The sequence below is a fragment of the Chelatococcus sp. GCM10030263 genome (genome assembly GCF_042666455.1).
Classification (GTDB): domain Bacteria; phylum Pseudomonadota; class Alphaproteobacteria; order Rhizobiales; family Beijerinckiaceae; genus Chelatococcus.
Map to the genome: position 1 here is coordinate 860,764 of NZ_JBHTDB010000005.1, position 19,074 is coordinate 879,837.

Consider the following 19,074-nt stretch of genomic DNA (forward strand, 5'->3'; position numbering starts at 1 on the left):
TTAGCATGAGAACAAAAGACATGGCACGATGCCCATACATTTCTGTTTGGGGGCTTGCACGTGGAATGGAGCGATCTGCGGATATTTCTGGCGATCGCCCGTGAAGGCACACTGGGTGCGGGCGCGCGACGGCTCGGACTGACGCAGCCGACCATGGGACGGCGGCTGCGGGCGCTCGAGGCCGCAGTCGGCCAGACGCTTTTCCAGCGCACCGCCGACGGTTTCGTATTGACCGACGAAGGCAATGCCGTGCTCCGCCACGCCGAACGCATCGAGGAGGAAGCGCTTGCCTTTCAACGTCAGCTCGCCGGGCGCGATCATCACCTTGAAGGTATGCTGCGCCTGTCCTCCTCCGACTGGTTCGGCGCCACCGTGCTGGCGCCGGTGCTTGCGGAATTCGGCGAGCGGCACCCGAGGGTCACGGTCGAACTGCTGACGGACGCGCGCCTCTACAGCCTGCCGCGGCGCGAGGCCGATCTCGTGTTCCGCATAAAGCCTTTCGACGAGCCTGAGGTGATCTCCCGCCGCCTGATGCACATCGACTATGCGCTCTATGGGCGCGCTGGCACCACACCGCCGGATCGCGGCGACGGCGCGGGTGCGCGCGTCGTGACGATGGACACCGCCTTTGCCGAAATGCCGGACGCCCTATGGCTTCGCAAAGTTCTGCCCAAGGCAGAGGTGGCTTTCCGCAGCAACAACCGCGAAGTACAGGCACGGCTCTGCGCGCAAGGCGCGGGGCTGGCGGTGCTGCCGCGCCCGCTCGGCGACACGAGCCCCGGAATAGTGCCGCTCGACATCGGCGAGGTCCCGCCGGGGCGAGACACTTTCGTCGGCTACCATCGGGATCTACGTCATCTCACGCGGTTGCGTGCACTGCTCGACCTGGTCATCGAGCGGCTGGCGAATTGACGTTAGGGGCTACCCATCAAGAGATTGGGCAGCCAGAGCGTCACCGCCGGCACATAGGTGATGACGATCAGCGCAAAGACGAGCGCGCCCATGAAGGGCCAGGATTCGCGGACGAATTCCCGCATGGATACCTTGGCGATCGCCATGACGATGAACATGACCGTGCCGACCGGGGCGGTGATCATCCCGATCATCAGATTGAGAATGACCACGACGCCGAGCTGAACCGGGTCGATGCCGAGATTGGCGAGTGGTTCCGCGAGGATCGGCGTGATCAGGATCAGGATCGGCAGCGGCTCGATGAAGATGCCGAGCAAAAGCAGCAGGATGTTGAGATAAAGGAGAAGCAGCCACGGCTGGCCGCCGGCGAGTTCAAGCAGCTTCATCACGAGAAGCTCGCCGACATTGTCGAGCGCCATGATCTTGCCGAAGATCGCCGAGGCGGCGATGACGATGAGCACCGCACCGACCGAGACGATCGTCTCCTGCGAGGCTGCCACGATGCCCTTCAAGGTCAGCTCGCGATAGATCAGCTTGCCGATGAGGATGGCCGCGGCGACGGCGATGACACCGGATTCAGTTGCCGTAAAGACGCCTGCCACGAGCCCGAGAACGACGACGAAGGGAACGATGAAGGCCGGTCCCGCCGAGAGGAAATTCGTCCGCACCACCGGCCAGCTGAAGGGCGAGGTCTGGCCGAGGCCGCGCCGCCGGGCGACGAAAAAGCTCGTCGCCATCAAGGTCAGGCCCATCAGAAGGCCGGGCACGATGCCGGCGAGGAACAGCCGGCCGATCGAGACATTGGCGAGTGAGCCATAGACGACCATCGGGATGCTTGGTGGAATGATCGGTCCGATGATGGCCGCAGCGCCAACGATATTGGCGGCAAAACCACCGCCATAGCCCTTGTCCTTCATAGCGGGGATCAGCGTCGAGCCGAGTGCGGCGGCATCGGCCGTCGCAGAGCCGGAGACGCCGGAAAGGAAAATGCCGCTGAGGACGGAGGCATGGGCGAGCGCGCCCCGGAACGAACCGACCAGGCTGAGCGCAAAGTCGATGAGCCGGCGCGTGATGCCGGCCGCCACCATCAGCTCGCCCATCAGAATATAGAGAGGAACGGCGAGCAGCGACCAGTTGTCGACGGAATTGACGATGGTATGCGGGACGATCGTCAGCGGGATCGGGGAGATGAAGAGGAGCACGATCAGCGCGGCGAGGATCAGCCCGAACGCGATGGGCAAGCCGATCAGCATCAGGAGCGTGAGCAGCACGCTCATGCCGAGTACGGTCATCGGCTTATCCTCACGCGTTGTTGGGGGCCGGGCGCGCGGCCGGGCTGACGAGGCGGATTGCGATGGAAAGGAGCATCAAGGCTTCGAGCACCGCCGTCGCACAGGTGAAGATGATGAAGGGCAGATACATCCAGGTGACGGAAATATCGAAGGCGGCCATGGTCTGGCCGCCGACGAGGTCGAGCATCAGCCAGCCCTGATAGGCGAGAAAGACCGCGATCGTCGCCGTGGCGAGCGCGATCATGGCGCGCATCAGGAGCGGCTGGGCGGAGGGATCCTCCTGGAAGGCGATGGCGAAATGCCGTCCCTGTGCCATCGCCACGATCGCGCCGATGAAGGTGAGCCAGATCAGTGCAAGCCGCCCCAGCTCCTCCGGCCAGGGCAGACCGATCTTGAACAGGAAGCGGTCGAACACACCCGCGAGCAGGGCGATGACGAGCACGGCCAGCGCAAGCCCGCCGAAAAGCCAGCACGCCCACGTCACCAACCGGACCACGCCGCGGTGGATGATGCCGAACCGGCCCGGCGCCGGCGATACGAAGCCGACCGCCGGTTGAATGTCTTGCGTCATCGGACATCCCCTTCCCAGACTGCGATGTTATGGCGCCTCGCGGTCAAAGGTGGCGACACTTTGGGCGCAAGGCTTCCAGCGGCAGGCCCTCCATAGCCTCTACGCAGCGTGCCGGTTGCAGGCGCGATAGGCATTGGCAAGATCAAGGGCGTCGGCCCAAGGGCCGAAGGCCGGGAGGTTGAGCTTGTCAAACACGGGCCCAACGGTTCCGATCACGCCGACCACATCGCGAGCAGGCCCGGTGCTCTCGGCATCGGCGAAGACGCGGATCTGCCGGACGCCGGCCTTATCCGCGAAGGAGGTTTTGAGGCCCTCGACGATGGCCGCGTCGGCATCGGCCGGCACGGCGCGAAAGCGCAGCACGAGCACGTCGGGGGAGGGCTGGAGAAGCTCCTGCCCGGGATAGATCTGATCGGCCACGAGGCGCAGCACATGCGCGCGCGACAAGATGCGTTTGGTCCACGGACTATTGTTCGGGCCGGATACCCGTGCATAGGTCTCAGACTGGAGGACGTCTGCCCGTTCCACGTCATAGATCGCGAGATAACGTGGCCAGGCGCTGTCGGAAACATAGCGGCTCGCCGTCTCAAAACCCGGAACGGCCAGTCGCTCCTGCACATGCTCGGTATCGTACCAGGTGTTGAACTCGTCCTCCATGTCCGGGGACACTTGGGTCATTGCGAGCAAGATGCCCTTGTTGTGCATGCGTCATGGTCCTCCCGATAAGCTGAAGCCGTAAACACGCTGCGCGCGAACCCAGGCGGGCCGGGGCGCTTCCTCAAGCCTGAGGTTACGACCTCATCGAACAGCTGTCGACACTACAGTGCCGTTATGCACGCCACGATCGGCGTGCCGCGATCAAGGAGCCGCCGACGTGAGCCCGTGCTGGGCCATGAAGCCCTCCACGAGGCCCGCAAATTCGGCCGGTCGTTGATAGGGGATGAAATGCGCCCCGCCCTCGACGATCGTGAGTTCCGCCGAAGGCAGATGCGCCTTGATCTCCTCGGCATGCTCGGGCGGCAGCAGGCGGTCCATGCTGCCGGCAACAAGCAGCGTCGGACAGCGGATCTCGGAGAGGTCGGCTGTCACATCGGCGTGCAGCATGCCTTCGATCGTCGCCGCATAGAGCGTCGGATCCTGCGCGCGGAAGCGGTCAACGAAACGCGCCCGGACCCCATCGTCCGGGCAGCCGGCGAAAGCACCGTCGACGATAGGTGGTACAGCTGCCTCCATGCCGTCGCGGCGGACGGCGGCCGCCCGCTGCGCGAGCGCCTCGCGTGCCGCCTCGCGCGTCCTGATGCCCGGATTCGAGAGCACGAGGCCGGCGACGCGCTCCGGGTGGGCGGCGGCATAATGCACCGCCGTCATCGCGCCAACCGCGCAGCCCACCACAACGAGGCGGTCAGGCCCGAGATGAGCGACGAGCGCTTCGAGGTCTCCCACATGGCTCGCCGGTGTCACCGCGGCCGCCGGCCGCAGCGAGCGCCCGGCGCCACGCAGATCGCAGGCGATGGTCCGGAACCGGGCGTCCCAGATGGCGCGGCAGCCGTCCCAGAAGCTGCTGTCGGCGCCCATGGCATGGATCAGCAGGAGCGTGGGCGCGCCGGGCAGGCCGCTGACGGAGTGGTGAAGGAGCTCCGCCATGTCACGCTTCCTCCCCAGCCGGCGGTGTCGATCGTCTCATGGAGTGGGTCACGGGATGAGCACGCTCGCGCCGCGCGTGCGGCGGCTTTCCAGCGCGCGATGCGCCTCGGCCGCGTCGGCCAGCGCGAAGCGCTGGTGCACCGCGGCTTTGACCGCGCCCGTGAGGATCACATTGAACAGATCCGCGGCGCGCGACAAAAGCTCCGCCCGGCTCCTCACGAACCAGGCGAAGGCGGCGCTGGTGATCGTCAGCGAGCCCATCTTGTTGAGCAGGAACAGGTCGAAGGGCGGCACAGGGCCGGAGGCCGTGCCGAAGGAGACGAGCGTGCCGCGCGGCCTCAGACATTTGAGCGAGGCCTCGAAGGTATCGCGGCCGACGGCGTCGAACACCACCGGCACGCCTTCGCCCGCGGTGAGCGTGCGCACCCGCTGGGCGATGTCCTCGCGGCCGCTGATGAGCACATGCTGGCAGCCGTTGGCTTTGGCGAGTTCGGCTTTTTCCGGCGAGCCAACCACGCCGATGACCTGCGCGCCGAGATGGTCGGCCCATTGTGAAAGGAGAAGCCCGACGCCGCCGGCGGCTGCATGCACGACGATGGTGTCGCCGGCCTGCACCGGATAGACGCTCTTCAGGAGATATTGCGCCGTCAGCCCTTTTGTCAGGATCGCCGCGGCCGTGATGTCGTCGATCTCGTCCGGCAGCAGCACCAGCCGGCTCGCATCGAAGAGGCGCGCCTCGGCATAGGCGCCGGGCGGGAAATTCGGCCCGCCGGCGGCATAGGCGACCCGGTCGCCGATCTTGACCTCGGTGACGCCGGGGCCGATCGCCTCGACGACGCCGGCCGCCTCGCCACCGAGCACATGCGGCAGCGAGGGCAGGGGGTAGCGCCCCTCGCGGTTATGGGTATCGGCGAAATTGAGGCCGATGGCCCTGTGGCGCACCAGGGCTTCGCCAGGGCCGGGCGCACCGATCTCGATGTCCTCGTAGCGGAGCTGTTCCGGGCCGCCATAGGCGTGGATGCGAACTGCCTTGACCATTGCGAGCGAATTCCTTCAGCGCGCGACCGTGCCCGGCCGCAACCGTCACTTCATCGAATGCGGCAGGTACAGTGCCATTTCCGGAAAGGCCAGCAGGAGGATCAGCATGACTGCGCAGGCGATCATGAAGGGCCCAAGTCCGCTGAATATTTCTTCCAGTGTGACGAGATCGCCGGCCGCACCCTTGACGACAAAGCAATTGATGCCGACGGGCGGCGTGACCGCGCCGATCTCCGCCAAGATGATGACATAGACCCCGAACCATAACGGGTCGAAGCCGAGCGCCGTCATCGTGGGATGGGTGATCGGGAGTGAGATGGCGAGCAGCGACGGCGCATCCATCAGCATGCCGAGCACGAGATAGACGGCCGTCACGATCGCCACCACGACCCAGACGTTGAGCGTGCCGTCGGCGAGCAATTCCCGGATAGCCTCGGAAACGCCGCTCAGCGCGAGAAAGCGGGCGAAGAGGAGCCCCGCGATGATGATGGCGAAGATCATTGCGGTGAGTTGCACCGTCTCCAGCAAGGTCTTGCCGAGCTGCAGTCCGCGCAGCCCGCGCGCGCGGATGACCGCCATGACGAAGGTCACCAGCGCGCCCATGCCGCCGGCCTCGGTCGGCGTGAAGACGCCGCCGTAGAGGCCGCCGATCATGGCCATGATGACGACGATGAGCGGACCGACAAGCCGTAGCGACCACAGGCGCTCGCCCCAGGTATAGCGCTCCGCCATGCGCGGCGCCTTCTTGGGGTTGACCATGGCGACGACGAAGATGGTGAGGCCGAGCAGGATGGCGAAGACGATGCCGGGAATGATACCGGCGATCAGGAGATCGCCGATCGGCGAGTCGGTCAGGATGCCGTAGACGACCATGAGCGCGCTCGGCGGGATGACGACGGCGAGCGTGCCGGCGATTGCGATGGCGGCGGCGGAAAAGCCGCGATCGTAGCCGCGCTTGATCATCTCCGGCAGGGCGAGCTTGGTGAACAGCGTCGCCGAGCCGACGCTCGAGCCCGAGGCCGCGCCGAAGGCAGCCGCAGCCCCGGTGGTGGCTATGGCGAAGCCGCCCGGCAGGCGCCCCATCCACTTCGTGCAGGCGTCGAAGAGATCGTTGCCGATGCCGGCGCGCATGGCAAAAAAGCCCATGAGCAGGAACATCGGGATGACGCTGAAGTGGAAGCTGTTGACGACGGTGAAATAGATCGTGCCGAGCACCGACAAGGCCGGCGCAAAGCCGGTCAGCAGCACGAGACCGGCAAACCCGACGAGCGACAGCGCCACCATGACATGGGCGCCGAGAAAGATCGAGGCGACGAGAACGACGATACCGGCAACGCCGATCATGACCTCAGACATGAACTTCGCCCTCGATGGCCTCGGGGGAGTTCGTGGCCCGGTCGTCCTCCGGAAAGAATGAGAGAAGGATCGCATCGAGCACGAACTGGATCGTGATCAGCAGGGCGCCGACGCTCACCGCCATCTTGGCGGGATAAAGCGGAAAGCGGATGGTCGCGCCCCAGACCATCTCGTTCATACGGAAGGACCGCATGGCGTACCGGTAAGCGGCATAGGTGAGGCAGGCGAATAGCACAGCCCCGCCGATCAGCGAGATGATGTGGAGAATGCGCGCGACACGCTCGGGGAAATGCGCCACCAGCAGCGTCGTGCGCACATGATCGCGGCGCAGCTGCGTATAGGCGAAAGGCAGGATGATACTGATCGTCAGGAGTGACTGTGAGAATTCGACGCCGGCCGGAAGCGGCCAGTTGAAGAGCTTGCGCAGAATGACATTGGCGTCGATCACCCACATCATAAGGAAGGTGGCGATGCCGCCGATGACGGCTGCCCCGAGCAGCAACTGCCCATAGGCGCGATAAACCTTTAGAAACGGAGCTCTCATCGGGCCTCCCGCCACCGGGCCAATATGGGATGCGGGCCCTCCTCCCCCAGGAGAGCCCACATGCGCCTTTGCATCAATTGTTGATGTCGTTGACGACCTGGCGCGCCTGATCTTCCGGCAGGCCTGCCGCGACGGCGCGGGGGATCCAGCTGTCCCGGACGGCCTGAACGCGCGGATTCTTCAGGGTAGCGTTCAGGAATTCCTCGGCGGGGAACTGAATGATCTCCACATTGCCGTTCTTCTTCCAGCCTTCGCGCACCTCGTTGACGGCCTGATCGTAGACTTTCAGATATTCGTTCAGGTAATCATGCTTCATGTCGTCGATGATCTTTTTGAGATCATCCGGCAGCGCAGCGTATTTATCCTTGTTGATGACCAGGATATGGCCCCAGGATGCGCCCATTGGCACGTCGATGAAATACTTGGCCTTTTCCTCATATTTGAAGCCGCGGGCGATGCCCGGATCGGCAGGCGAGCAGTCGAGCACGCCATTGCTCAGCGCCTCATAGGCATCGACGTCGGCCATCGATACCGGCACGGCCCCGAGAGCCTCGAGCATGGCCGGAAGGGCAATGCCATAGGAGCGGATGCGCTTGCCCTTGAAATCGGCGAGCGTGCGGACCGGCGTGGTGCAGATGATGCCATAGGAGGCCAGCGGCCGCACCGAGACGAGCTTCAGGTTGTATTTATCGAGCTCGTCGCTGAAGGCCTTGTATTTTTCATGCCAGCTGAGCATCAACTCGCCGAGTTGCTTTTGACTTTTCGGCTGAGGCCAGAAGAAGGGCAGCGCATTGTTGATGGGAAACTGGTCGGGAAAATAGGGCGTGACGAGCGCGCCCATGTCGATGACGCCGTTCTCGACTGCCGTCGGCACCTCGCCCACCGTGACGACGGTGCCGCCCCAGAGCATCTGCAGCTTGTGCTTGCCGCCCGAACGCCGGCTGATCTCGTTGGACAGCCATTCCGCGGTCTTTGCATGTTCGGTGCTGCCTTGCGCCATCCAGTCGCCCCATTTGAGGGTCTCGGCATGCGCGGCACTGGTGATGCAACTCACGAGGCCGATGGCCGCAAGAGCGCCTTTAACGAAAGCCTGCATCTTCATTCCTCCCTGAATATTCGCGCAAGGTTTGGGCGCCGTCTTCTCCACATCAACGAAGTCGAGCGGGGTGCGCGCGTTCTGAATCTCTAGGCGCATATCGAGGTCTCGATGCTGAAGCGCGGCGCACTCTAGCGAACCCGCCGAGATCATCGCACATCATCGAAGCGGCGGCAGACGCGTCCTGCCGGACCCGCATGGGAGCATCAGCGAACCACTGCACGATCACCTCCTGTCGCCTCGGTCGGAGCAACCTTGCCATGGCCACTACTCATCGACGCCGAGCCAGGCTCGGCCCTGGTCATCCCCCTTGGACAGCCATGCGGGGCTGTCCAAACGCCTCAAAACCATTCCATGTTTTACTCTTTTGGTCAACATGTGTCGACACTAGTCGGAAATTTCTATCGTTTTCTGCTGCCCAGCATAACTGTTCTCCGGCAGGCGCTTCTTGGGATCCAGCAGCGCAACGAGTGCTCACAGGAGAGGTGAACAGCAAACATACGATAAATTCCGAAAAGAGCAGGGCATCCTCTCCGCTTGGTGCTCCCTGTTGGGCGGCAGTGCTGTCGTTCTCCACGGCGGTTGCTTTGGTGTCGACGAGTGTCGACAGATGACAGTTAAGCACGCCGCGCAGCCTCACCGCGGATCGGACTACCGAAAGAGGCCGCGAGAAAGTCGAGGACGGCGACCGCGAAGGCATCCGCCGTTTCGATCTGCATCATATGCGGGGCGCCCGGGAGCACGGCGAGCTTGCTGCCGGGAATGGCCGCGGCGAGCGCCTGTGACGCCTCGAGCGGGGTCGCCGCGTCCTTGTCGCCGGCGACGACAAGCGCCGGAATCGCGAGCTTCGACAAGGCGCCGAGTGCGTCGTGGCCCGAGATTGCTTCCCAAGCGGCAGACCAAGCCGAAACGTCGTCCGACAGCAGGCGCTGACGCACCGCCTCCACCTCGGGCGAAGAACGAAAGCCAGGTGTAAACCAGCGCTCTAGCGTAGCCGGGACAACCGCCTCCATGCCGCCGGCTTCCGCCTCGCGCCCGCGCGCCAGGATCGCCTCGCGGGCGGCCTCCGGCATGCGGCCGGGGCAGCCGCAGGTGATCAGCCCGGCGACCTGCTCGGGGTAGGCCACCGCCACGTTCTGCGCGATCATGCCGCCGAAGGAGAGCCCGATCAGGATGGCCGGACCGCTGTCGAGCTCTTTGACGAGCTCCGCGACCGTCCGGGCATAATAAGCCATGTCTCCGGGCCGCGGCGCGGGGCCGGCGCGGCCATGGCCCGGCAGGTCCACAGTGACGACACTAAAGCTTTCGGCGCAACGACCGGGCAGCGCCCCCCAGAAGCTGCCGTCGAGCCCGACCGGATGAAGAAACACCAGCGGCTGGCCGTGTCCGGAACGCTCGTAATGCACTTGTCCGTTCACCGTGCCCTCCCTCTTGCCTTCGTTTTGCTCATAATCTGTCGACATGTGAGTTTTAGCAGCCGTGCACCCTCGTTCAATGGCGCAATTCGTCTGGGGTCGCCGCCCGCCGCGCTCAGACGGCGATCTTCGTGGAATCGGGCACGAGCCGTGGAAGTTCGAAGACATCGCCCGTGCGCACATAGGAATTGCCCTGCATGCGGCCGAGCATCCGCAGCTTCCGCGTGTCGATGTGATAGCGTGCCTTGTCCAGCACTGCCTCGTCCGCGACATGCATCACCTGCACCTCGCCGAGCACGAGCGAGCGCCCCGGGCCGAGCTCGACGATCGTGAGGAGCCGGCATTCGAAGGACACCGGGCTTTCCGCGATCCGCGGCGACGAGACAGTCAGCGACGGCACGGGGGTCAAGCCCGCCTCGGCGAACTCGTCGACCTCCGGCCGGAATTCGGCGGCGGTCACGTTCATCTGCGCCGAGAGCGTCTCGCTCACCAGATTGAAAACGAAGTCTCCGCTCCGACGGACATTGGTGCCGGTATCCTTGCGATCACCCGGCCGGCGGTCGTTGATGCTGAAACCAACCACCGGCGGGTCCTCGCCAAAGACATTGGAGAAGGAGAAGGGGGCCGCGTTGGGCACGCCTTCGGGGCTCACGGTGGAAATCCAGGCGATCGGGCGGGGCACAATAGTCGAGGACAGAAGCTTGTAGCGTTCGAGCGGACCGAGTTCGGCGAAATGGAAAATCATCGTCGCTCCAGGCGGATGGCATCGGTTGGCTGGGCCCCGGCTCAGGGCCGTTGCGCGCCGCGCTCGCCCACATAGATAGCGTAGAGCGAGGTCGCGCAGGTCAGGAACAGGCGGTTGTGCTTCGGCCCGCCGAACGTGAGATTGGTCACGACCTCGGGGCATTGGATCTTGCCGATGAGCTCGCCGTCCGGCGCATAGCAATGGACGCCGTCGCCGGCGCTCGTCCAGATATTGCCGGCGGTGTCGACGCGGAAACCATCGGACACACCGGGCTCGATCGTCGCGAAGACGCGCGGCTCGACCAGCCGCCGGCCGTCCACCACCTGCCAGGCCATGATGTGATGGGCGCCGGCGGGATCGTGCGAAATGCTCGTGTCGGCGACATAGAGAATGGATTCGTCCGGTGAGAAGGCGAGGCCATTGGGCTTCACCATCTCGGCCGTGGCGGTGTCCAACGTTCCCGAACGCGGATCGAAACGGAAGACGTGATTGGCGCCGAGCTCGCTCTCCGCCTTGTCGCCCGTATAATCCGAGAGAATGCCGTAGTCGGGATCGGTGAACCAGATCGTGTCGTCTGACCTGACCACCACGTCATTCGGCGAGTTCAGGCGCTTGCCTTGAAAATTGTCGGCAAGCACGGTGACGGAGCCGTCATATTCCGTGCGCGTCAGGCGACGCCCGCCGCTCTCGCAGGTAATCAGCCGGCCTTGCCGATCGCGCGTATTGCCGTTGGCATTGTTGGACGGGTAGCGGTAGGTGGTGACGCCACCGCCTTCGACCCAGCGCAGGATTCGATTATTGGGGATATCGCTCCACAGGAGGTAGTCGCCATCGGCGAAATAGACGGGCCCCTCGGCCCAGCGCATGCCGGTATGCAGCAGTTCGAGCCGCGCATTGGCGACGATGCTCGGCCTGAAGCGCTTGTAATTGATGATCTCGTATTCGGGGCTCACGGGCGATCTCCCTCGACAATCCGTGTTTTGAAGGCGTTGTCGTCCACCCTTGGCGGGTCGATCTCGCCATACATATTGGCCAGATTCATTTTCATGTAAAATGCATTTTCAAGGCACCCTCCCGCCCGTCCGGTCAATTGACAGGGCAGGGGTTCCTCGCTACGGTTCAAATAAAATGCATTATATAGAATGGGGAGGTGCAGGACATGCTGAAGTCGCTGCTAGCAGTTGTTTCTATTGCCGCAAGCTTGGCTCTGGCGCCTGCCGCGCAGGCGCAGCAAGAGGAACTCAAGATCGGCGTGATCGCCGCCTTGTCCGGCGGGGGCACCGGCTGGGGCCTCGGCCTGCAGCGCGGGGTGCAGATCGCCATCGACGAGGTGAACGATGCCGGCGGCTTGAAGATCGGCGGGAAGACCTATCGTCTTCGGCAGATTGCCTTTGACGATCAGTATAATGCTGCGCAGGCAAAGACAGCTGCGGACCGACTGGTCAATCAAGAAAAGGTGAAGATCATCTTTGGTCCGGTTGGCTCGCCCGGCGCGCTCGGGTCGCTGCCGGTCACGCAGCCCGCCAAGGTTCTGCAATTCGTCGACGGCTATGCGCCGGCCATCCTCAAGAACGAATGGCACGGCGGCTACGTCTTTCGCGTCAACAACAGCAATCTCGAATTCTCCGAGCCCATCGTCAAATGGGTCAAGGAGGCCATGCCGAATGTGAAGAAGGTCGGCATGATCGCCCCCAATGATGCGGTCGGCCAGGCGGCGGTTCCGACGCTCGTCAATGCTTATAAAGCCCAGGGATACGACGTCTGGGTGGAGTATTACGAGCGCGGAACGAAGGAATTCACGCCGCTGCTGGTGCGCATGCTCGCGCAGGGCGTCGACCTCTTCGAGCTCAACAGCAATGCACCGGGTGAAGCGGGGCTCCTGGTCAAGCAGGCCCGGCAGGTGGGCTACAAGGGCCCGATCCTGCAGTCCGGCGGCGCCGGTATCGACGAGATCATCGAGATCGCCGGCCCGCTCGCCGAAGGCTTCCTGAAGTATGACGTGATCGACACCTCGCTGCCGCAGGTAAAGCCTTTCGTCGATGTCTACGAGAAGAAGTACGGCGGAATTTTCAATGGCATGGCCCCGGTTTACTACAATGCCGCCCAAATCGTCTTCGAGGCGATGCGCCGTGCGGATTCCACCGATACGACCAAGATCCGCGACGAGATCGAGAAGATGAGCGGCTACAAGGCGCCCATCTTCGGTGACGTCGTTTGGACCGGCGAGAAGAGCTATGGCGTCAACCACCAGTTGTTCCATGCCTTCCTCATCAAGGAGGTCAAGGACGGCAAGGGTGTGGTGAAGACGGTGATCAAGGCGCAGTGAGGCTGGAACCGGCCGCCCCGGGCTTGCTCGGGGCAGCTTCTCCATGCCGCCGGGTTCCGTGAGAGAGCCTCGCCGACAGCGGTCGTCGGCCCGCGCTGCCTTTCAAGGCAGGCAGCATGGGCCGTCATCGAGCGCCGCACCGCAGTATGTGGCGCGGAATCCCTGTTCCACCTGAGATCGCCCCATGTTTTCGCCGATCGTCATCGCGCAGGTCATCGTCAACGGCATAGGCTTGAGCGCGATCTATATTCTGGTCGCGCTCGGCTTCACGCTGCTCTTCGGCATCATGCGCGTCGTTAATTTCGCGCATGGGGCCTTTGCCATGCTGGGCGGCTATGCGCTTTACTATATCTACGGTGTCTATCACATTCCCTATCTGATCGCGGCCCCCGCCGCCGCGCTCCTGGTCGCGACGCTCGCGCTGGTGCTGGAGCGAACGGTCTACCGGCCCTTCTACCAAAAGATGTTCCAGAGCATGATCGGGCTCCTCGGCCTCGATATGGCGCTGGTCTTCACGGCGGTCATCATCTGGGATGCGCAGGAGCGCTCGATCCCGCCTGCAGTCAGTGAGATCCTGCAGTTCGGCGGCATCATCGTTCCCGCTGACAAGCTCGTCATCGCCGGTGTGGCCGCGGCGGCCTTGCTCGCCTTCTATCTTTTCACGCGGTTTACGCGCTACGGCCTCGCCATGCGCGCAGCCGCCCAGGACGTGGAGATTGCCGAGGCGCAGGGCGTCAATACCGATTTCATCTATGGACTTGCGTTCTTCATTGCGATCTTCATGGCGGCGCTCGCCGGCGGCTTCTATGGGCAGACCTATGCCCTCTCGCCGCTCATGGGCGAGCGCCCGCTGATGATGGCCTTCATCGTGGTCATCCTCGGCGGCATGGGCAGCATCCCCGGGGTGGCGCTCGGCGGACTCTTGCTTGGCTTCGGCGAGAGCTTCCTGTCGACGTTCTACGGCAGCTCCGTCTCCGTCTTCGCCTCTTTCGGCGCCGTCATCCTGCTCCTGATCTTTCGACCCTGGGGCCTCTTGGGAACGCCTGAACGATGACCGAACTCGCAGCCTCGAATGCGGCAGCGCCGATCCCTGCCGCCCGCCCGCAGCGCCGATCGCTGGCATTGAGCGGCGCGATTGCGCTTGTCGTCCTCTTGGCCGCTCTGCCGCTCGTGGTCACCGACACCTTCATCCTGAATGCGTCGACCACCGTCTTCATCACGGCGATCGCGGCGGCCTCCCTTCATCTCATCATCCGCACCGGCCATGTCTCGCTCGGGCACGCCGCTTTCATGGGTCTCGGCGCCTATGCCTCGGTGCTGGCGAATATGACGCTCGGCTGGCCGTTCTATCTCTGTGTCGTGGCAGCCTTCCTGCTGCCGGCGGCGCTCGCGCTCCTCATCGGGCCGCTGGTGCTCCGCCTCACCGGCAAGTATTTCGTGCTGGTGACCTTTCTCCTCGGCGAAATCGTGCGCATGGTTTTCGTCGAGTGGCAGAGCGTCACGGGCGGGGCCAACGGCGTCTTCGGCATCGCCCCGCCGGCGCCGATCTTCTTGCAGCCGGCCGCTTATTATTATCTCGCCCTCGGTTTCGCGGTGGTCCTCATCGGCTTCATCGCGCGGCTGCTCGCCTCGGAGGTCGGGCGCATCGTCGATTCCATCCGTGAGAGCGAGCAATTGGCGGAATGTTCCGGCGTGCCGGTGCTGCGCTTCAAGGTCATGATGTTCGCGCTCGGCTGCGGCATCGTCGGCATCGCCGGCGCGCTGCAAGGCCATTTCGTCCGCTATATCGATCCGACCTCCTTTTCGATCGTCCAATCCCTCAACCTGGTCGTGATCAATGTCATCGGAGGGATGTATGCCATCGTCGGGCCGCTGATCGGAACGCTCTTTCTCGTCGTCGTCCCGGAATTCCTGCGCAGTTACGTGGAATTGCAGCGGATCATCTTCGGCGTAATCCTCATCATCGTGATGGCTTTCTTTCCCGGAGGCCTGATCGAAATCGGCACGCGCGCCGCAGGCCTGCTGCGCAAGGGGAGGGCCGGGCGATGAGCGCGCTCCTCAATGTGTCCGGGCTTACCCGGCGCTTCGGCGGCCTCACGGCGGTTAGCGACCTGAGCTTTGCGGTGGCCGAACGGGAGATCCTCGGCATCATCGGCCCGAACGGCGCCGGCAAGACGACAGCGATCAATCTGATCAGCGGCGTCATCCGGCCGACCTCCGGCGAGGTGACCTTCGACGGGCAGACCGTCACCGCCTTTCCGCCGCACCGGCTCGCCGCGCGCGGGCTCGTGCGCACCTTCCAGTCGACGACCGTCTATACAGACCGGACCGTCTGGGAAAATACGCTGCGGGGCGCCTATCACGGCCTTTACCCCGGTTTCTTCCCGGCCGTCTTCGGCACGGCGCAGGCGCGCCGGCGAAGCGTGGAGACCGAGCGGCGGGTAGCCGAGCTCATCGAGTGGCTTGGCCTCACCGCCGTCGCCGACCAGCGGGCGGGCGATCTGCCTTACGGCTATCAGAAGACGCTGGGCATGGTGATCACCCTCGCCGCCGAGCCGCGGCTCGTCATGCTCGACGAGCCCGTGGCGGGCTTGAGCGCGGAAGAGGCCGATCATGTGCGCGATACCGTGCTGCGCATTCGCGAGCGCGGCATCACCGTCGTCGTGATCGACCACAATATGCGCTTCATGAAGGGCCTGTGCGATCGCGTGCTCGTCATGAACCAGGGCCGCGAACTCGCCATGGGCACGCCGGCCGAAGTGCTGGCTGATCCGCGGGTGATCGAGGCCTATCTCGGGAGGGGACATGCCGCTCATCAGCATTGATCGGCTCGAGGTCCGCTACGGGCGGATCCGCGGCACGCAGAACGTGTCCTTCTCGGTGGAGGAGGGCGAGATCGTGGCGCTCGTCGGCAGCAACGGCGCCGGCAAGAGCAGCACGCTCAAGGCCATCCTCGGCATGGCCGGCTATGAGGAGGGTGCGATCCGTTTCGCCGGCGCCGATCTCAAGGGCAAGAAGCCGTCGGAGATCGTGCGCCTCGGCATCGGCTATTCGCCGGAAGGCCGGCGGGTGTTCCCGCAGCTCACTGTGACGGAAAACCTCCGCATGGGTGCCTTTACCCGCAGTGCGCGCGAATGCGCCGAGCGGGAGGAACAGATGTTCGGCTATTTCCCGCGGCTGCGCGAACGCGCTTCCCAGCGTGCCTCCAGCATGAGCGGCGGCGAGCAGCAGATGCTCGCGATCGCACGGGCACTGATGTCGCGTCCCAAGCTCTTTCTGCTGGACGAGCCGTCGCTCGGCTTGGCACCGATCATCGTCGAGCGCATCGGCGACATCCTGCAGGAGATCCGCGTGAAGGAAGGCCTGGCCGTCATCCTCGCCGAGCAGAACGCCAATTGGGCGATGAGCCTTGCCGCGCGCGCCGTGATCCTCGACCTCGGCAAGGTCACGCTGACCGGTCCGTCGAGCGAGCTTCTCAAGGACGAACGCGTGCGCAGCGCCTATCTCGGAGCATGACGGGGGAGGGCGTCAGATGACACCCTCTTCCGCGAGCTTCTCCACATCCGCGGCCGAGAAGCCCAGCAGCGTCGTCAAGATGTGGACATTGTCCTCGCCGTAGCAGGGCGCGCCGCGGTCGATCGGCCCACCGGCATAGGCCGGCGTGCGACTGAGCTTCACCGGGAATTCCGGCACCGGCCAGCGGCCGATCTTCGTGCCGGTGACCTCGGTCAGCCAGTCGAGCGCCGTGAGCTGCGGATCGTGATCGCAGCGGTCCTGCGCCGTCTGGCAGACGCCGGCGGGCACACCGGCTGCCTGCAGCCGCATCATTACCTCATAGGCCTCGCAGGTGGCCGTCCAGCCCTCCACCACCGCGTCGAGCTCGTCCTGGTGTTTCAGGCGGTCGGCGAGGGTCGTGAAGCGGGGATCGGCCCTGAGCGCCTGAAGGCCAGCGACCTCGGTGAAGTCAGTCCATTCCGCCTCGTCGAAACAGGCGATGGCGACCCATCGGTCCTCGCCCAGGCAGCGATAGGCGCCGTGCGGCGCCGCCGACTTATAGGGCGAGCGGTTGCCGATGCGCTGCCAGGCGCGACCATTGGCGGACCAGTCGAGGATCGGCACGGCCGTCTGGAAGATGCCGGCCTCGCATTGCGAGGAATCGATCCATTGGCCCTCGCCGGTCCGGTCGCGGTGGTAGAGCGCGCCGAGAATGGCGAGTGCAAAGCCATAGGCGCCGGCCCAGTCGAGATAGGAATAGCCCCAGCCGGCTGGCATCGCAGGCTCGGCCAAGCCGGACATATCGGTCGTGCCGGCGAAGGAGGCGGCAACCGGCCCGACCGTCCGGAAGCGTCCGTAGAGGCCGCGGCTGCCCATGCCCGACTGCTGGATATAGATGATGTCCGGCCGGATCGACTTGAGCACGTCATAGCCCAACCCGAGCCGCTCCAGCACGCCGGGCGAAAAGCCCTCCGCCACGATATCCGACATGCGGATGAGATCCTTGGCGATGGCGAGCCCTTTGGGATGACGGATATTGAGCGAAAGCCCCCGCTTGCCGGCATTCTTGTTGTTGAACTGCCCGCCCATGTCGGGATCGGTGACGCCTTGAAGCGGCGCGGTGGCCGCCGCGCGCGCCGCCCGCCCGCCGATCGGCGCCATGGCGGCAAGGCGCGTGTCGGGATTGTCCTTCCACTCCACCTTGAAGCTCTCCGCGCCGAGCGAGGCGAGGAAGCGTGTGCCGCCCGCCGAGGCAAGGAACCAGGAAAAGTCGAAGATGCGGATGCCCTGCAGCGGAAAGGGCTTTCCGCGCGGGGAGAGGCGCGGCGGTGTCTCCATCTTGGCCACCGCGAAGGGCCGCTCGGCAACAGGTTGCCACTCACGGCTTGCCGCCAGCACCTCGGCCGTGTGCTCGCCCACGAAGGGCGCGCGCCGGCCCGGCTGCCAATCGGTCCCGGTGCTCAGCCACTTGCTCGTCGGGTAGCGGAACGAGCGGCCGAGCTCAGGATGAGGAATGTCGGTGAAGGTGCTGCGCGCCTCCCAATGGGGATCGCCGGCATTCTCATGCGGCTTGCGCACGGGCGCCCAGAGCAGCCCCGTTTCCTGCGCCTCGCGCCAGGGCACGTCCTTGTAGCGGTAGCTGCGCACGAAGCGCTGGATGACGTCCTGGGTGTGGTTGCTTTCCTCGTCGCTCGCGGCCGAACCGGGGATGCTGCGGGCGGTGAGGTCGGCATTCGCGTCCGGCGGCTTGAGGTCGGCCGCCATACCGTAGCGGTCGAGGAAAGGTACGAGTTTCGACTTGTCCTTGGCCGAGACGCCCCAGGACATGATCCACCGCCCATCCTTGGTATTGCTGACATTGGGCGTGCGGTTGGGATGCTCGACCGCATGGCGCGCCGTCTGCCGGAAGAGCGGCGCGCGGCGCATGATCCAGGACATCAGGTCGAGCTCGGTGTTCTTTGACACCGCCTCGTGCACGGCGACCGAGACGTCCTGTCCCTCGCCGGTGCGGTTGCGGTTGAAGAGCGCCGCGGCAACCGCCGTCGCGAGCTGCTCGCCCGCGATGTGATAGGCGTGCCAGAGCTGCGGGGCGATCGGCGGCAGGTCGTAGCCATCGGGAGACGCGTCGTAGCCGCAATTCATCATGATCCCGCCGAGCGCGAGATGGATGAGATCCGAGCCCTTGAAGTCCTTCCACGGACCGGTATCGCCGAAGGGCGTCAGCCGCGCAGTAATCAGCCGGGTATGGCTTTCGTTGAGGCTGCCCGTGACGCCGAAGACGGCGAGCCCCCGCCCGCCGGTGCTGTCGAGCAGGACGTCGGCGCCGGCGATGAGCCGCAGAACGTCTTGCTTGCTCGTCGGGCAGATGGACTTCTTGCCGCGATTATAGGCCCAGAAATGGAGCGACTTCTCGCGGTCTGGATCATCGCCGTAGAAGGGGCCGATCAGCCTGCTGGGCGAACCCTCCGGCGGCTCGATCTTGATGACCTCGGCGCCGAGCCCCGCGAGGATGAGGCCGCAATATTCGCCGAGCTCATCGGCGGTCTCGATGACGCGGATGCCCGTGAACATGCCGGGCTTGAGCGGACGGTCGGCCTCAGTCGCCATCGTCGTGCAATCCTCCCTATATGATCGGCCGCG

Annotated in this window: 18 protein-coding genes; 6 read left to right on the forward strand and 12 right to left on the reverse strand. The window is 64.6% G+C overall.

Translation table 11 applies throughout. The annotated features are described in order from the left end of the window. Nucleotides 1–60: 60 nt before the first annotated feature. Nucleotides 61–912: a LysR family transcriptional regulator gene (locus ACFQU1_RS14185; protein ID WP_378133569.1), complete on the forward strand. Its 852-nt coding sequence runs from the start codon at nucleotides 61–63 to the stop codon at nucleotides 910–912. Nucleotides 913–914: 2 nt separating this feature from the next. Here the strand turns inward: ACFQU1_RS14185 and ACFQU1_RS14190 are convergent, their stop codons facing one another. The 11 genes from ACFQU1_RS14190 to ACFQU1_RS14240 all read right to left on the reverse strand — a co-directional run bounded on the left by ACFQU1_RS14190 (nucleotide 915) and on the right by ACFQU1_RS14240 (nucleotide 11,566). Further along, nucleotides 915–2,204: a TRAP transporter large permease gene (locus tag ACFQU1_RS14190; protein WP_378133571.1), complete on the reverse strand. Its 1,290-nt coding sequence runs from the start codon at nucleotides 2,202–2,204 to the stop codon at nucleotides 915–917. 10 nt (nucleotides 2,205–2,214) lie between these two features. Then, entirely contained in the window at nucleotides 2,215–2,775 is a 561-nt protein-coding gene (locus ACFQU1_RS14195; protein WP_378133573.1) for a TRAP transporter small permease, read from the reverse strand. Nucleotides 2,776–2,874: 99 nt separating this feature from the next. Beyond that, nucleotides 2,875–3,480 carry a hypothetical protein gene (locus ACFQU1_RS14200; protein WP_378133575.1) on the reverse strand — a complete coding sequence of 202 codons (606 nt, stop codon included), beginning with the start codon at nucleotides 3,478–3,480 and terminating at the stop codon, nucleotides 2,875–2,877. A gap of 153 nt (nucleotides 3,481–3,633) precedes the next feature. Next, complete coding sequence (locus ACFQU1_RS14205) at nucleotides 3,634–4,419, reverse strand: alpha/beta fold hydrolase (protein ID WP_378133577.1); 786 nt, start codon at nucleotides 4,417–4,419, stop codon at nucleotides 3,634–3,636. 48 nt (nucleotides 4,420–4,467) lie between these two features. Then, the gene (locus ACFQU1_RS14210; RefSeq protein WP_378133579.1) at nucleotides 4,468–5,457 is read right to left on the reverse strand and encodes a quinone oxidoreductase family protein; all 990 of its coding nucleotides are present in this window, start codon (nucleotides 5,455–5,457) and stop codon (nucleotides 4,468–4,470) included. Between the two features lie 45 nt (nucleotides 5,458–5,502). Then, on the reverse strand, nucleotides 5,503–6,813 hold the full coding sequence (locus tag ACFQU1_RS14215) for a TRAP transporter large permease (RefSeq protein WP_378133581.1): 1,311 nt from the start codon (nucleotides 6,811–6,813) through the stop codon (nucleotides 5,503–5,505). Further along, complete coding sequence (locus ACFQU1_RS14220) at nucleotides 6,806–7,357, reverse strand: TRAP transporter small permease subunit (RefSeq protein ID WP_378133583.1); 552 nt, start codon at nucleotides 7,355–7,357, stop codon at nucleotides 6,806–6,808. Before ACFQU1_RS14220 ends, ACFQU1_RS14215 begins: the two co-directional genes overlap by 8 nt. Nucleotides 7,358–7,430: 73 nt before the next feature. Beyond that, on the reverse strand, nucleotides 7,431–8,453 hold the full coding sequence (dctP, locus tag ACFQU1_RS14225; protein ID WP_378133585.1) for a TRAP transporter substrate-binding protein DctP: 1,023 nt from the start codon (nucleotides 8,451–8,453) through the stop codon (nucleotides 7,431–7,433). 617 nt (nucleotides 8,454–9,070) lie between these two features. Further along, a complete protein-coding gene (locus ACFQU1_RS14230; protein ID WP_378133587.1) occupies nucleotides 9,071–9,871 on the reverse strand; it encodes an alpha/beta fold hydrolase in 801 nt (266 codons plus the stop codon). Between the two features lie 112 nt (nucleotides 9,872–9,983). Then, nucleotides 9,984–10,613, reverse strand: a complete 630-nt coding sequence (locus ACFQU1_RS14235; protein ID WP_378133589.1) for a flavin reductase family protein — start codon at nucleotides 10,611–10,613, stop codon at nucleotides 9,984–9,986. A gap of 41 nt (nucleotides 10,614–10,654) precedes the next feature. Further along, a complete protein-coding gene (locus tag ACFQU1_RS14240) occupies nucleotides 10,655–11,566 on the reverse strand; it encodes an SMP-30/gluconolactonase/LRE family protein (RefSeq protein ID WP_378133591.1) in 912 nt (303 codons plus the stop codon). A gap of 206 nt (nucleotides 11,567–11,772) precedes the next feature. Between ACFQU1_RS14240 and ACFQU1_RS14245 the strand changes: the two genes are divergently transcribed. From ACFQU1_RS14245 to ACFQU1_RS14265, 5 genes are all read left to right on the forward strand, one after another. Further along, nucleotides 11,773–12,939 (forward strand): ABC transporter substrate-binding protein, encoded by a 1,167-nt coding sequence (locus ACFQU1_RS14245; protein ID WP_378133593.1) that lies wholly within the window; start codon nucleotides 11,773–11,775, stop codon nucleotides 12,937–12,939. A 184-nt stretch (nucleotides 12,940–13,123) separates the two neighbouring features. After that, nucleotides 13,124–13,993, forward strand: a complete 870-nt coding sequence (locus ACFQU1_RS14250; RefSeq protein ID WP_378133595.1) for a branched-chain amino acid ABC transporter permease — start codon at nucleotides 13,124–13,126, stop codon at nucleotides 13,991–13,993. Beyond that, nucleotides 13,990–14,988: a branched-chain amino acid ABC transporter permease gene (locus ACFQU1_RS14255; protein ID WP_378133597.1), complete on the forward strand. Its 999-nt coding sequence runs from the start codon at nucleotides 13,990–13,992 to the stop codon at nucleotides 14,986–14,988. Before ACFQU1_RS14250 ends, ACFQU1_RS14255 begins: the two co-directional genes overlap by 4 nt. After that, the gene (locus ACFQU1_RS14260; protein ID WP_378133599.1) at nucleotides 14,985–15,764 is read left to right on the forward strand and encodes an ABC transporter ATP-binding protein; all 780 of its coding nucleotides are present in this window, start codon (nucleotides 14,985–14,987) and stop codon (nucleotides 15,762–15,764) included. Before ACFQU1_RS14255 ends, ACFQU1_RS14260 begins: the two co-directional genes overlap by 4 nt. Then, nucleotides 15,745–16,455, forward strand: coding sequence for an ABC transporter ATP-binding protein (locus ACFQU1_RS14265; protein ID WP_378133601.1), 711 nt, complete (start codon nucleotides 15,745–15,747; stop codon nucleotides 16,453–16,455). Before ACFQU1_RS14260 ends, ACFQU1_RS14265 begins: the two co-directional genes overlap by 20 nt. A gap of 12 nt (nucleotides 16,456–16,467) precedes the next feature. Here the strand turns inward: ACFQU1_RS14265 and ACFQU1_RS14270 are convergent, their stop codons facing one another. Then, nucleotides 16,468–19,041 (reverse strand): CoA transferase, encoded by a 2,574-nt coding sequence (locus ACFQU1_RS14270; RefSeq protein WP_378133603.1) that lies wholly within the window; start codon nucleotides 19,039–19,041, stop codon nucleotides 16,468–16,470. Nucleotides 19,042–19,074: the final 33 nt, after the last annotated feature.